At 72.9% G+C, this 14,169-nt stretch carries 8 protein-coding genes and 3 pseudogenes; 3 read left to right on the top strand and 8 right to left on the bottom strand.

Annotation, left to right across the window (positions count from 1 at the left end):
- A pseudogene (locus I8N67_RS43115) lies at positions 1–136 on the bottom strand (IS200/IS605 family accessory protein TnpB-related protein); the annotation flags it as partial.
- A 4-nt stretch (positions 137–140) separates the two neighbouring features.
- Here I8N67_RS43115 and I8N67_RS29870 point away from each other — a divergent pair.
- From I8N67_RS29870 to I8N67_RS29860, 3 genes and pseudogenes are all read left to right on the top strand, one after another.
- Positions 141–542: pseudogene (locus I8N67_RS29870) on the top strand (glycoside hydrolase family 3 C-terminal domain-containing protein); the annotation flags it as partial.
- 114 nt (positions 543–656) lie between these two features.
- Positions 657–1,319: a hypothetical protein gene (locus tag I8N67_RS29865; protein ID WP_200307339.1), complete on the top strand. Its 663-nt coding sequence runs from the start codon at positions 657–659 to the stop codon at positions 1,317–1,319.
- Positions 1,320–1,449: 130 nt separating this feature from the next.
- Positions 1,450–3,720 carry a serine/threonine-protein kinase gene (locus I8N67_RS29860; RefSeq protein ID WP_200307338.1) on the top strand — a complete coding sequence of 757 codons (2,271 nt, stop codon included), beginning with the start codon at positions 1,450–1,452 and terminating at the stop codon, positions 3,718–3,720.
- 57 nt (positions 3,721–3,777) lie between these two features.
- Here I8N67_RS29860 and I8N67_RS29855 read toward each other — a convergent pair whose 3' ends face one another.
- The 7 genes and pseudogenes from I8N67_RS29855 to I8N67_RS29830 form a co-directional block, all read right to left on the bottom strand.
- A complete protein-coding gene (locus I8N67_RS29855; protein ID WP_200307337.1) occupies positions 3,778–5,208 on the bottom strand; it encodes a S28 family serine protease in 1,431 nt (476 codons plus the stop codon).
- A gap of 332 nt (positions 5,209–5,540) precedes the next feature.
- The gene (locus I8N67_RS29850; RefSeq protein WP_200307336.1) at positions 5,541–5,933 is read right to left on the bottom strand and encodes a hypothetical protein; all 393 of its coding nucleotides are present in this window, start codon (positions 5,931–5,933) and stop codon (positions 5,541–5,543) included.
- Positions 5,934–6,030: 97 nt separating this feature from the next.
- Complete coding sequence (locus tag I8N67_RS29845; RefSeq protein ID WP_200307346.1) at positions 6,031–9,804, bottom strand: ABC transporter ATP-binding protein; 3,774 nt, start codon at positions 9,802–9,804, stop codon at positions 6,031–6,033.
- A gap of 438 nt (positions 9,805–10,242) precedes the next feature.
- Complete coding sequence (locus I8N67_RS29840; protein ID WP_200307335.1) at positions 10,243–12,729, bottom strand: hypothetical protein; 2,487 nt, start codon at positions 12,727–12,729, stop codon at positions 10,243–10,245.
- Complete coding sequence (locus tag I8N67_RS43110) at positions 12,722–13,108, bottom strand: STAS domain-containing protein (RefSeq protein WP_372443824.1); 387 nt, start codon at positions 13,106–13,108, stop codon at positions 12,722–12,724. The genes I8N67_RS29840 and I8N67_RS43110 overlap by 8 nt, the downstream gene beginning before the upstream one ends.
- Before the next feature lie 117 nt (positions 13,109–13,225).
- Positions 13,226–13,567 (bottom strand): annotated as a pseudogene (locus tag I8N67_RS43105) (STAS domain-containing protein); the annotation flags it as partial.
- A gap of 19 nt (positions 13,568–13,586) precedes the next feature.
- Positions 13,587–14,168 carry a hypothetical protein gene (locus tag I8N67_RS29830; RefSeq protein WP_200307333.1) on the bottom strand — a complete coding sequence of 194 codons (582 nt, stop codon included), beginning with the start codon at positions 14,166–14,168 and terminating at the stop codon, positions 13,587–13,589.
- Position 14,169: the final 1 nt, after the last annotated feature.

Raw genomic sequence — 14,169 nt, 5'->3', positions numbered from 1 at the left:
CCGCCTCCCAACGCCCCCGCCACGCGGACTCCGTGAGCTGAGCCGCCTCCAGATGCTGTCGGGTGCGGGCGAGCTGCCTGCCGCCGCGTACGACGTGCACGATGCCGGCCTCGCGATCCGCCCGCGCAACAGTCAGCCAACTCGCCGCCCTCGGCTTCACGACGACCGCCCTGTCGACCGGTACGGCTCCCACGCAGGCCGTCGTCGACCGGGCGGTCGCCGCCGCGCGCGGCAAGGACGCGGTGGTCGTGGGGACGTACAACGTGACGGCGGGCAGTAGTCAGAAGACCCTCGTCGCAGGGCTGATCGCCACCGGTGTTCCGGTGGTGGCGATCGCGATCCGGAACCCGTACGACGTGGCCCAACTGCCGGACCTCAAGGGCTACTTGGCGTCGTACTCGTGGACGGACGTCGAGGTGCGGGCGGCGGCGCGGGTGCTGGCCGGGCGGGTGGCGCCGCGCGGGAAGCTGCCGGTGCCGGTGCAACGGGCCGACGATCCGGGGGCGGTGCTCCACCCGATCGGGCACGGGCTGACGTACTGAACCTACGCCGCCCGCCTCGTACACACCGTCCCCAACTGACGCAAAGCGCCCGGTCCGCCTGGCGTGGCCCCCGGTGGCGGGTCACGCTGGACGGGGGTTCGTCGGGGGGATGCCATGCGGAGGGTGCGTACCGGGGTGTGGGCTTCGGCCGTCGCGCTGGCTGTGGCGGCGTCCGCGCTCTCGGGGTGTCAGGTCCTGTCCGGCGGTGCGGGTGACAGGTCCGAGGAGCCGACGGCGACGGCGGTGACGGCGGTGACGACCACCTCGCCGAACCTGCCGTCCGGTTACGGGACCGTGTTCCTCGGGGTCGACGAGTGCAGTTCGTTCGGGACGACCAGCTTCACCGAGGTGCCCTGCGTGGGCGAGCGCGCCGCCGCCCGGGTCGTGGCGCGGCACGAGGGCCGGGTCGCGCAGGGGCCGCTCTGCCCGCCGACCACCGACTTCGTCCTCCACATCAGCGAGTCCCGGCTCACCACCGGTGCGGACGAGGACGGCGACGGTTCCGTCCCCCAGGGCTACGCCTGTATGCGCAAGCTCCAGCCGCCGCACCCGGGCGACCCCGGCGGCGGAGGCGGGCCCCGGACCATCGTCGGCGACTGCGTCTACGGCACCGGGCGGGGCGAGGTCCGCGAGACCGCCTGCGACGGCACGGGCAAGCACGCCCCGGAGTACCGGGTCACGGCGGCGGTCGGCACGAAGTCGCGGTGCCCGGACTCGACTGAGCTGTATGTCCAGTTGGGCGGCAGCAAACCGGTGGGATGCGCCGTACCCGTGTGAACGGTCGGGTAACTGGCCACATGTGGGCGAGGATCGAGTCGAAACCCAGCTGGCCGCACATCCCTCCACACTCCGTCGTACCGGATCGATATCATCCGCTCACGGACCGTACGACGACGGTGGGGGGACGATGGCCCAGGATGCTCAGGGTGCTCCGGGCAAGGAGGAGCTGCCGGAGATTCCCGGTTACCGCATCGACTCCCTTCTCGGCTCCGGCGGCATGGGCCGCGTCTATCTCGGTACGTCTCCCTCGGGCCGCCAGGTCGCCGTCAAGGTGATCCTCGGCAATCTCGTCCACCAGCCCGACTTCCGGCACCGTTTCCGGCGCGAGGTGACCGCCGCCCGGCAGGTCAGCGGGGCGTTCACCGCGCCGGTCGTGGACGCCGACCCGGACGCCGACCCGCCCTGGATGGCCACCCTCTATGTACCGGGGCAGCCGCTGGACCAGCGCATCAAGCTGGGGCCCACCCTCGGTGCCGAGGAGCTGTACCGCCTCGCCACCGGCCTCGCCGAGGCGCTGCGCGACATCCACCGCGCCGGCATAGTGCACCGTGACCTCAAGCCGGCCAACGTCCTGCTCGCCGCCGACGGCCCCCGGGTCATCGACTTCGGCATCGTGCGCGCCGCCGACGCCGACATGCCCACGGGCACGGGGGTCACGGTGGGCACCCCGCCGTTCATGTCACCGGAACAGATCCGCGCCCAGAAGGACGTCGGACCGCGGAGCGACATCTTCTCGCTGGGCTCGGTGCTGACGTACGCGGCGAGCGGCCATGTGCCGTTCGATGCCACGGACGTGTACGCGGTGGCGTACCAGCTCGTCCACGAACCCCCTGACCTGGAGGGGGTGCCCGACTGGCTGCTGCCGGTGGTCGAGCGTTGCATGGCCAAGGAGCCGGACGGGCGCCCGGACGCGGACGAGTTGCTCACCCTGCTGCAGAGCACGTCCTACCCGGCCGTCCTCGACTCCCCGGAGACCGTGGTGCTGCGCTCGCCGGCCCCCCGCTCTCCGGCGCCGCCCGTGACCACGGGCGCGGGCTCCGCGGCCACTCCCCCGCCCCGGCGGCGTCGGCGGCTCGTCCTCGCCGTGGCGGCCGCGGTGGTGGCGGTCGCCACGCTGTCGGGCGGACTGCTGTACGGGCTGCGCGGCGGCGAGGACGTCGGCGGGGGCGGCGGCTCGGATTCGGCCGGGTCCCCGAGCGGGAAGCCCGGCCGGAGCGCGCGCGCCGTCACACAGCCCAAGGGGTCCGCCGCGTACGCGAGCACGCAGTCCGGCTCGGGCGGCTTCACTTTCACGTACCACGACAGCCCCGAGCGCCGCCCGGACGGCTGGCGGCAGTGGCAGTACAACCTCCAGAACAGCGACTGCGTGTACGCCGAGTCGTCCCTGGTGTGCGTTGGCGACCGCACGGTCCGGATCGACGCCGCGACCGGCAAGGAGCTGTGGCGGACCGACGAGGCGTCGTCGTACGGCCAGAACACGCCGGTCGTCGTCGACGACATCGCGGTCGTCAACGTCGGCGACCGCATCGTCGGTCTCTCGCTCGCCGACGGCAAGGTGAAGTGGCGCTACGCGATGGCGTTACTCACCCAGCGGCTCATCACCGACGGCGAACGGGTGTACGTGGTCGACCACGGCGGCCTGGTCCAGGCCGTCGACGCGCGCACGGGCCGGGAGAGCTGGACGCTGTCGGCGCGAGGCGCCCCCGAGGGCGGCACCGGGCATCCGCCCGCGCTGCGGGTCGTCGGCGACCGGCTCCATGTGTTCACCGGCGTCACCGACGACGGTCTCGGCGAGGACTTCGTCACGGTCGTCGACACGGGCACCGGCGAGCAGGTCGCCGCGTTCAAGCTGTCCGCGCCGTGCGAACCCGGCAGCCAGGCACTGCTCGAAGAGGGCGGCACGACCCGGCTGTACTGCGTCGTGGTGAACGACGAGAGCGCGGAGAGCACCCTGTTGAGCCAGGAACTCGCGGCCGACGCCAAGGGGGTGCGCACCGAGGTCGACGCGAACCTGGGCGGCGGTCAGATCGGGGCACCCGAGCTGTCGGTGACGCCGGGCCGGGTGCTGTTCGTGGCCCCCACCCAGACGGGCGGCGAACTGGTCGCCGTCGACACGGCCCGGCGGACCGAGCTGTGGCGCCGGCCCCTGCCCGGCCTGGGCCCGGCCGACGCACCGCCCGTCCAGGCCGGGGACCGCGTCTACGTCGCCAACACCCGTGACGTCGCCGTCTTCGAGTCACGCACGGGCAAGCTGCTCTACCAGCACAGCGTGCCGACCGTCGAGGACGACAGCGGCATGGTGACGGGCCTGGACACCGAGCCGATGGTGGCGGGCGGCGTCATCTACGCCCCGTCGACGAAGGTGGGCTGGGTGGCGCTGGACACCGAGCGGAGTTGAGCCCCGGTGCCGCTGGGCGGCGGCACCGGGGCCCGACTCGCTTACCGTTCGGGCGGGTTACGGCCTCAGCGCCGGCTCCCGCTCGACATCGCGCTTGTCGAGCTCGGAGTCGAACTTCGCCAGCGGCTTCGCCTTGCTCGGGTCCTCCTGGACGGCGGCCGGGGCGACGCCCGCCCACTGCAGGATCCGTGCCGTGGCCAGGTCCTTCTGTGCCTCGACGAGACCGGCGACGTTGGCGCCGTGGTTGGCGCCGGGGGCCGTGAAGACGTACGAGTCACGGGCGCCCTTGCCCAGGTGGAACGGCTCGGCGCCCCACGGGTCGTTCTCGCCGTACACGAAGAGCATCTGCTTGGCGTTGTGGCGGACCCAGGTGTCGACGTCCCGCATGGCGTACGGCTGGAACCTCATCTTGATGTCACGCGGGACGAAGTTCCGGGGCGGCTGGTAGCCGTAGCGGATGTACTTCTTCTCGATGTGCGGGAAGTCGATCGTCGGCGCGCCCAGCTGCGTGCCCGCCTGGTAGAAGTACGGCGTGTACGGCTCCAGGCCCTGGTCGGTGTAGAAGGAGAAGCCGGAGATCGTGTCGATGGACGTCCAGATCTCGTCGTCCGTCGCGGACTTGGCGTCCTTCGGGATGGCGTCGCTGTCGCAGTCCGCGAGCAAGCTGTACTGCCAGAAGCCCCACACGTAGTCGAGGACGACCGCCTCGTACGCCTTGTCCAGGCTGCCGACGGTGTCGAAGGTGAAGCCCTCGGCGGCGGCGACCTCGGCGTACTTCTTCTCCAGCGGCTCCCGGCGCACCAGCGCCTCGCGCTGCACGGCGTTCAGCCGGTCGCGGCACTCCGCGGTGCCGACCTGTCCGAAGAACCGGTCGTACGCCGAGTCCTCCTTGTTGACGACGTCGTTGGGGGCGACGTAGGCGACGACGCCGTCCATGTCCTTGGGGTAGAAGCGCTCGTAGTAGGTGGCGGTCATGCCGCCCTTGGACCCGCCGGTGGAGATCCACTTCTTCGAGTAGATCTTCTTCAGCGCCTTGAAGATACGGTGCTGGTCGCTCGCCGCCTGCCAGATGTCCAGCTTGGACCAGTCGGCCGGGTCGGGGCGGGACGGGCTGAAGAAGCGGTACTCCATGGACACCTGGTTGCCGTCCACGATCTGCGTGGGCTCGCGGCGGCCGGGGGCCGTGGAGACGTTGTAGCCGCCGGTGTAGAACACCGTCGGGCGGGCCGTGTCCTTGTGCAGCACGGTGACGCGCTGCTGGAACGTGCCCTTCGCCGGGTGCCGGTGGTCCACCGGCTGTGTGAAGCCCAGGACGAAGAAGCGGTAACCCGGGTAGGGCTTCTCCTCGATCAGGCTCACGCCGGGTATCGCGAGCAGTCGGTCCTTGATGTCAGCGGTGTCCGGCTCCGCGGCGGTGGCCGCCCCCGCCGTGCTCAACGTGCCTATGAGCACCACGAGCGACAGCACCCATCTGAGTGCTTTGCGCATGCGTATCTCCCCTATGCAGCAGCTGTGCGCCGGAAGCTATCGGAGTGGTCGGCTGGGCACCAGGGAGGAATGGGGCCAACTGGACTGTTCTCAGGCGGAGATGGCGGAGGTAGGGAAAACCCTGTGTGCGACGCGGGGTGGGATGGCGGGCCCTGGTGGATTCACGCTCCGGGTGGGGTGGCTCGGGTCGTGTCGCGGCTGCCGGCCGTGGGGGTTGTTCGCGCAGTTCCCCGCGCCCCTATGGGGGTGGGGGTTGCTCGCACGGCTCCCCACGCCCCTTACGGGCGCGCGGTTCCCCGTGCCCCTTACGGGCGCGCGGTTCCCCGTGCCCCTTACGGGCGGCGGATCCAGCCCGAGTCGTATGTCTTCGTGCCGACGCTCGCGTGGATGCGCACACTGCGCCGGCCCGCGTGTACGGTCACCGGGCCCGCGGGGTGTTTCTTGTTGCGCACCCACTGGCCGCCCCAGGCCCGGATGCGGACGCTCGCCGTGCGCGACCCGGCCTTCTTCTTGGCTACGAGCACGGCGCACACGTACCGGCTGCCCTTGCGGTAGACCCGCACGGTCCCGGCGTCGAAGGTCAGCGTCCGTACCTTGCGCCCGCCACAGGACACGACGGCCGCCGCCTGCGCGCTCTCCACCGGCGCGGCCAGCGTCAGCAGCCCGGCCAGCGTCAGCACGGCCAGCACGAGCGCCGTCGGCCGACGCGCTCCACGCCTGCTCACCTTTGCCCCTCCCGCCACAGATGCGTACTGAGGTACGGACGCAGGACGTGGGTCGAACGGTTGCGCGGATGCTTGGTATCCACGTGGACGCCGGGTGTCAGGCGGGCCGGGCCGCCTCCGGCTCGCCCACGAAGGTGCGCCACAGCTCCGCGTACCGCCCGTCCCGCGCCAGTAGCTCGTCGTGGGTGCCGTCCTCGGTGACGCGGCCGTGGTCCATGAGGACGACGCGGTCGGCGCGGGCGGCGGTGGTGAGGCGGTGGGCTACGACGAGGGTGGTGCGGCGGCCGGCGATGCGGTCGGTGGCGTGGTTGACCTGGGCCTCCGTCGCCAGGTCCAGGGCCGCCGTCGCCTCGTCGAGCAGCAGGATGTCGGGGTTGACCAGCTCCGCCCGCGCCAGGGCGATCAGCTGGCGCTGGCCCGCGGAGAGGTTCCGGCCGCGTTCGGCGACGTCGTGGAGGTAGCCGCCGTCGAGGGTGGCGATCATGTCGTGGGCGCCGACGGCCCGGGCGGCGGCCTCGACCTCGGCGTCGGTGGCGTCGGGGCGGCCGTAGGCGATGGCGTCGCGGATCGTGCCCTGGAAGAGGTACGCCTCCTGCGGGACGACGCCCAGGCGGTGGCGGTAGGAGGTGATGTCCAGGTCGCGCAGGTCGGTGCCGTCGACCGTGACCCGGCCGCCGGTCGGGTCGTAGAAGCGGGCGACCAGCTTGACGAGGGTCGACTTGCCGGCGCCGGTCTCGCCGACGAAGGCGACGGTCTGCCCGGCGGGGATCGTCAGCCGCACACCGCTGAGGGCCGCCTCCCCTTCGACGGAGGCGCCGTACGCGAAGTCCACGTCCTCGAAGGCGATGTCGCCCCGCAGCGACAGCACCTCCAGCGGCTCGGCGGCGTCCGTCGTGGAGGTGGGTTCCTGGAGGAGTTCCTGGATGCGGCCCAGGGAGACGGTGGCCTGCTGGTAGCCGTCGAAGACCTGGGAGAGCTGCTGGACGGGGGCGAAGAAGAGGTCGATGTAGAGGAGGTACGCGACCAGGGCGCCGGTCGTCAGGGTGCCCGCGTCGACGCGGTGGGCGCCCACGATCAGGACGGCAGCGGCGGCGGCCGAGGACAGGAACTGCACGAACGGGAAGTAGACCGAGATCAGCCACTGGCCGTGGACGCGCGCCTCGCGGTAGCTGTCGCTGCCCGCCGCGAACCGCGCGCCGCCGTCCCGCTCGCGGCGGAACGCCTGCACGATCCGCAGCCCCGACACCGACTCCTGGAGGTCCGCGTTGACCACGGACACCCGCTCACGGGCCAGCTCGTACGCCTTCACGCTGGCCCGGCGGAAGTAGACCGTACAGACGATCAGCGGCGGGAGCGTCGCGAAGACGACGAGGGCGAGCTGTACGTCGATCACGACCAGGGCGACCATGATGCCGAAGAAGGTGACGACGGAGACGAAGGCGGTGACCAGGCCGGTCTGGAGGAACGTGGAGAGGGCGTCGACGTCGGTCGTCATCCGGGTCATGATCCGGCCCGTCAACTCCCGCTCGTAGTAGTCGAGTCCGAGCCGCTGGAGCTGGGCGAAGATCTTCAGGCGGAGGGAGTACAGGACGCGTTCGCCGGTACGGCCGGTCATCCGCATCTCGCCGATCTGCGCCGCCCACTGGACGACGACCGCCGCCAGCGCCAGCACCGACGCGGCCCAGACCGCGCCAAGGGCCGCCTGCGAGACACCCTGGTCGATGCCGTGCCGGATCAGCACCGGCAGCGTCAGCCCCATGCCGGCGTCCACCGCGACCAGCCCCAGGCTGACCAGGAGCACCGGCCCGAAGCCGCGCAACAGCCGCTTCAGGCCGTACGACTCCTCCGGCGCGACCGCGCCGGCCTCGTCGATGCCGGGGATGTCGGTCGCCGGGGGCAACGCCTCGACCTGGGCGAGGAGTTCGGGCGTGGCGGGGGTGCCGTCGAAGGCGGTGTCCCTGGGCTCCCGGTCGCCGGTCCACAGCCGGGGCGTGATGCCGCGCTCGGCGTCGAACTCGGCGTCCAGCTCGTCGCGTATCGAATCCCGTACGGGGCTGTCGTCGGCCTTGGCCAGGGTGGTCCGGGGGAGGTGGCCGGGCGAGACGCCGCCCAGTTCGTCGGGGTCGGTGAGGAGGCGGCGGTAGAGGGCGGAGCGGCGCTCCAGCTCCTCGTGGGTGCCGACGTCGGCGAGGCGGCCCTCGTCGAGGACGGCGATGCGGTCGGCGAGGCCGAGGGTGGAGCGGCGGTGGGCGATGAGGAGGGTCGTTCGGCCCTCCATGACGTGCTTCAGCGCCTCGTGGATCTCGTGCTCCACGCGGGCGTCCACCGCCGAGGTCGCGTCGTCGAGGACGAGGAGGCGCGGGTCGGTGAGGATCGCGCGGGCGAGGGCGACGCGCTGGCGCTGGCCGCCGGAGAGGGTGAGGCCGTGTTCGCCGACCTTGGTGGCGTAGCCGTCGGGCAGCTCCGCGATGAAGCGGTGGGCCTGGGCGGCACGGGCGGCGGTCTCGATCTGCTCGTCGGTCGCGTCCGGGCGGCCGTACGCGATGTTGGCGCGGACCGTGTCGGAGAAGAGGAAGGAGTCCTCCGGGACCAGGCCGATCGCGGCGCGCAGCGAGTCGGAGGTCAGCTCGCGGACGTCGTGGCCGCCGATGAGGACGGCGCCGCGCGTCACGTCGTAGAAGCGCGGGAGGAGGAGGGAGACGGTCGACTTGCCGGAGCCGGAGGAGCCGACGACCGCGAGGGTCTCGCCGGGCCGGATCTCGAAGCTCAGCCCGTTCAGCACCGGGCTGGTCTTGCCGGGGGCATGGTCATACCCGAACGACACGTCGTCGAACTCGACCGTCGCGGGCGCGTCCGCCGGGAGGGTCTTCGAGCCGTCCGTGAGGCTCGGCTCGGTGTCGATCAGCTCAAGGACGCGCTCGGTGCCGGCCCGCGCCTGCTGGCCGACGGTCAGGACCAGGGCGAGCATGCGGACGGGGCCGACCAGCTGCGCGAGATAGGTGGAGAAGGCGACGAAGGTGCCGAGTGTGATGTGGCCCCGCACGGCCAGCCAGCCGCCGAGGGCCAGCATGGCGACCTGGCCGAGGGCGGGGACGGCCTGGAGGGCGGGGGTGTACCGGGCGTTGAAGCGGATCGTGCGCAGCCGCCCCGCGAAGAGCCGGCGGCCGACCTCCCGCAGCTTCCCCGTCTCCTGGTCCTCCTGCCCGAAACCCTTCACCACGCGTACGCCGCTGACGGCGCCGTCGACCACACCCGCGACGGCGGCGGCCTGGGCCTGGGCGTACCAGGTGGCCGGGTGCAGCTTGGTGCGGCTGCGTTCGGCGATCCACCACAGGGCCGGGGCGACGGCGAGGGCGACGAGGGTGAGGGGCAGGGACAGCCACGCCATGATCACGAGGGAGATCAGGAACAGCACGAAGTTGCCGATGGTCATCGGCAGCATGAAGAGCAGGCCCTGGATCAGCTGGAGGTCGCTGGTGGCGCGGCCGACGACCTGCCCGGTGGACAGCTCGTCCTGACGGCGCCCGTCGAGCCGGGTGATCGTCCCGTACATCTCCGTACGGAGGTCGTGCTGCACGTCGAGCGCGAGGCGGCCGCCGTAGTAGCGGCGGATGTAGGTGAAGACGTAGACGAGGAGGGCGGCGCCGATCAGGGCGGCCGCCCAGGGGCCCATGTCCCGGGTCCGGTCGCCGATGACATCGTCGATGATCACCTTGGTGACCAGGGGGACGAGCGCCATCAGGGCCATGCCGGCCAGCGACGAGCCGAGGGCGAGGATCACGTCCTTGGGGTGCCGCCAGGCGTACCCGGCGAGCCGGCGGGCCCAGCCGGCCTTGTCCCCTGCGGAGCCGTCCCCTACGGGGCCCTCCATGGCTTCCTCCCCCTGTCGCGCGGCCACGCGGTGCCCTCCCTGTCGTCATGGTCTTCCGGAAGGCACCAACGCGCGGAGCAGCGGATTTCATCCCGCCGCAACGATTCCGCTCTGCGGTCGGCTGGGGAGGGTGGGGTGGGGTGGGTGGGTGCGGGTCCGGTGGGGGCTGGTCGCGCAGTTCCCCGCGCCCCGGAAGCACGGGGGCTGCGCCCCGTGCTTCCGGCTACTGGCTGCTGGCTGCTGGCTGCTGAGGCCGCTTGTCGCCGCCGCGATCAGAGCCCTGGCCGCCGGGCGTCTGCCCGACGACCCGGCCGCCTCCCGTACCTCAGCGGCACCGGCTCGCGGCACGCACGCCGACGCGCCGCACTCGCCCGGCCTCCGTTCGCCCCGGCTGCCCCGGTCCACCCGGCATCACCGGCTCACGCCGCCGGCTCCGGCTCACCCCTGCGCCGGCAGTCCCGTCGTGCGCAGCCGACTCACCGTCTGCGCCGAGGTCGCGCGGGGCGCCTGAACCGCCAACGCCGACAGCAGCCCTTCCCAGGCGTCGGGGAGTCCCGCGTCCACGGCCGACCGGTAGGCGGCGCAGGCCTCGGCCGACCGTCCCTGTTCCAGGTAGAGGGTGCCGAGCGCGGCGTACGCCTCCGTGTCACCGGCCGCGCAGCCACGGACGTAGGCGCGTTCCGCGGCGGCGGTGTCATCCAGTGCCTCACGCACGCGGCCCAGTGCGGTCCAGGCGTCCAGGGCGCCCAGGGCGGCGGCCCGCAGCACCGCTCGCCGGGATCCGTCCCGGTCCCCCGCCCGCTCCCGCATCCGGGACAGCGCGGCCCACGCCGCGGGTGAGCCCCGGTCCGCGGCCAGGTCTGCGGCGCGCTCCGCGCCCTCCGCGTCCCCGGCACGTTCCCGGCCGCGCGCCAGCGTGATCCATGCCTCCACGTCACCGGCGCGCGCCGCCTCCGCGGCGGCGTGTGCGGCTCCCGCGTCGTCGCCGCGCTTTGCGCGGGCCTCGGCCAGGGCGGTCCAGGCCTCCGGATCGCCGGTGCGCACCGCCTGCGCGGCGGCCTCCTCGGCGGCGACGCGGTCGCCGTCCGACTCGGCGAGCAGGGCCAGCTCACGCCAGGCCGCGCCGACACCGAGGGCCGCGGCCTCGCGATGGGCGGCCTCGGCCCCCGGCAGGTCCCCGTCCGCATCACGCAGTTGAGCGAGGAGGGACCAGCCTTCGGGGTTTTTGGCGTCCGCGCCCCCGGTGGCCGCGGCCACCGCCGACTCATGGTCACCGAGCGACCGGTGCAGCCGTACGAGACGCGCCCAGGCCGCCGTGACGCCCGCCTCGGCCGCCCGGGTGGCGTGCTCCACCGCCTCGGGGAGGTCACCCGCGCGTTCGGCGACCTGTGCGAGCCCGATGTGCCCCCACCCGTCACCGACGCTCACCGCCTGCTCGAACGCCTTGGCCGCCGCCGGGCCGTGGGCCGCGCGCATCCGGCCCAGCGTCCGCCAGGCGAGTGGCTGCCCCGCCGCCGCTGCCAGGGCCGCGACGGCGTCCGCGGCGGCCGGGTCCCCCTCCTCCTCGCGGATCCGGGCCATCGCCGACCAGGCCCACACATCGCCCGCCCCGGCCGCGTGCCGGTACGCGTCGTAGGCGGCGGGCCTGTCGCCGCCGCTCTCCCTCGACATCGCGAGGGCCGCCCAGGCGACGGGGTCGGTCGCGGCAGTCTCCTCGGCGGCGGCCCAGCCGTCGGTGGTCTCCCGCAGCACCGTCCAGGCGGCCCGGGCCCGGCCGTGGCCCCGCTCGACGGCCATCTCGTACAGCGCGGCGGCACAGCCGTAGCGGCGGCGCTGTCCGGCGGCCCGTCCGAAGGCGTGGAGGTCGTCGGCGGTCCTGGCCCAGGCGGCGCCGGTCCAGAACTCGGCCGGCGGCGCCCGATGCGCCCTGACCCGGCGGATGTGCTGCTCGAGGTAGTCGTCCGGGCGGTAGCTGTCGGGGTCGCCGACGCCCGGCTCGTGCCGTTCCGCGATCAGCGGCGCCGGACCGCGTCCCGCCGTCGTCAGCGCGCCGATGGCCGCCGGGAACCACTCCTTGCCCGCGGTCGCACGGGCGGTGGAGTCCATGAACCCGGCCGCGGCCTCTTTCAGCAGCCCCGCGGGTACGGCGCTGGCGTGGCCGAGCCTGCGTGCCTCGACGGCCGCCGTCAGCACGGCGTGCTCGGGAGCGGTGAACCACTTGCCCGGGCCCATGTCCCAGCGGTGCACCAGCTCCGGTCCCCCGGTGAGGTGTTGCAGCACGCGGTTGCCGGGCCCTGCCGCCCGTACGGCGGCGGCGAGTCGCGGGTCACGGGCCGCTGCCGCGGCTACCGCCGAGGCGTCGCCGGACAGCGTGTCCGGCACCGTGATCTGTGCGTGACGGCCCGTCAGCAACGCCCGGGTGTGCGGGGATTCGTCCTCCATGCCCCGGCGGTTCTCCGTCAGTCGCCGCAGGTGTTCCGGCCACATGGTGCCCACCACGGCGAGCGGCGCCACCCGGTCCAGCAGCCGTCCCAGCGCCCGCGCGGCCTTCTCCCCCGAGGCCCCGCTCAGATAGCGCTGTGTCTCGTCGAGCCACAGCACCGTGCGCGGGCCGACGTCCGCGGCGGTCAGTTCGTCGGCGTCGGCGGGGTGCAGCACGGGCCAGTCGGGCAGGATGGCCGCCACCGCCTCATAGACGGCCCGGGTCTTGCCGCTCGCCGAACCGCCCACCAGCAGCACGAACACGGCGTCGTTCGTCGCCGCCGTACGCGCCAGCCGCTGCCGCAGGGTCTCGTCGTGCGGGCGCAGGAGGTACTCCGGCAACAGCAGGTCGGCGGTGCCGTCCGGGCCGGGGGCGGGGCGGACTCCCAGGCGTACGGGGTCCCATTGGCGGGCGGTGCGCCAACGCGTCTCACCGTCAAGCATGCGCCGTGGGCACCTCACGGCCGAGGAACTCGACGGCCGGGTCCGCCGTGGCGAAGATGGGAAACACCTTGGTCAACCCGGTGATCCGGAACAGTTTCAGTGCCCGCTCGGACTCCACGACCAGCGCGATCGTGCCGTCGTGGGCGCGGAGCCGCTTCAGAGCGCCGACGAGAACGCCCACTCCGGTCGAGTCCAGGAGCTCGACGGACGTCAGATCCACGACCAGGAAGTACCGTCCCTGGTTGATCAGGTCCACGAGCAGCTCGCGCAGGGTCGGCGCCGTGTAGACGGATATCTCACCGCCCGGATCTCTGCTCATGACGTTCACCAACGTGATGTCCTCGGTGACGTGTTCGTACGTGTGGTCACCCGAGACCATGATGCCTTCCTCCGTCGCCCGCCGCTTACGGGCCTTCCGCTCCTCGATGGCCGCGAGCCGCTGCTCGATGCCTTCCTCCGCGTAGTCGGCGACGAGCGTCGCGACCGCGCTCGGCACGTCGTCGTGGACGCGGAAGACCTTCGTGAGGGCGGTCTTGGACAAAATGGCCCGCAACCGGTCGTTCGTCACGACCAACGACAGCGTTCCGCCTTTGAAGTGCACGCGCTTCAGGCCGCCGACCAGCACGCCCAGGCCCGTGCTGTCGACGTCGTCGATCGCGCTCAGGTCGACGACCAGGATCAGCCGCCCCTCTTCGACCAACCGCGCCAGGACTGTGCGCAGTTCGGGGGCGGAGTGGATGTCGAGCGCACTGCCTCGGTCGTCGCGTTCGAGCCGCACGACAGTGATGTCGCTGGACTGCTCCGCGTACGACACCTTCGGTTGCACCTGGCCCCCCATCACCTCGGCACTGCGGATCTTATCCGCCCGGCACCGGCTGAACAGGGGTGAGCGCGGCTCGGGCCACGCTCAGGAACGCGTCCTGCGCGACGGAGTGCTGGGTTCCGGGAGCGGTGGCGGCGAGTGAGCCGCGCAGGGTCTCCGCCGCCGCTGCCACCCCGTCCGGCCCTTCCAGACGTACGACGTTGAGCGCTTCCCCGACCGCGCCCATGGCGGCGTCGTACTCCCGTCGGCGCGGCGACTCGTCCGCGGTGCCGATGGCGCTCCGCCAGGCCGTGAGCGTCTGTTGGGCGCTGTCGGTACGGCTCAGGTACGTGACGTACGCCGCCCGCCGCACCGCCCGCTGGCCCGCCAGCGTCTGCTCGGTGAGGGTACGGCGGGCGACGTCGAGCTGGGCCGTGGCCTGGAGCCGCCCGGCGTCCCAGGCGGCGGCCGCCTGTTGCCGTCCGGCTTCCCACGCGGCGTTCGCCTGACGCTCGCCCGCCGCCCAGGCCGCCGCGGCCTGACGCTTGGCGGCGGCGAAGGCGAACACCCCGGTCAGCGCTCCGCCGCCGATCGCGGCGCCGGCGGCGATCAGTGCCGTCAGCACGGCCTCGTCCATC

This window comes from Streptomyces adelaidensis (genome assembly GCF_016598475.1).
GTDB lineage: Bacteria > Actinomycetota > Actinomycetes > Streptomycetales > Streptomycetaceae > Streptomyces > Streptomyces adelaidensis.
This window is presented reverse-complemented; position numbering and strand designations above follow the sequence as displayed.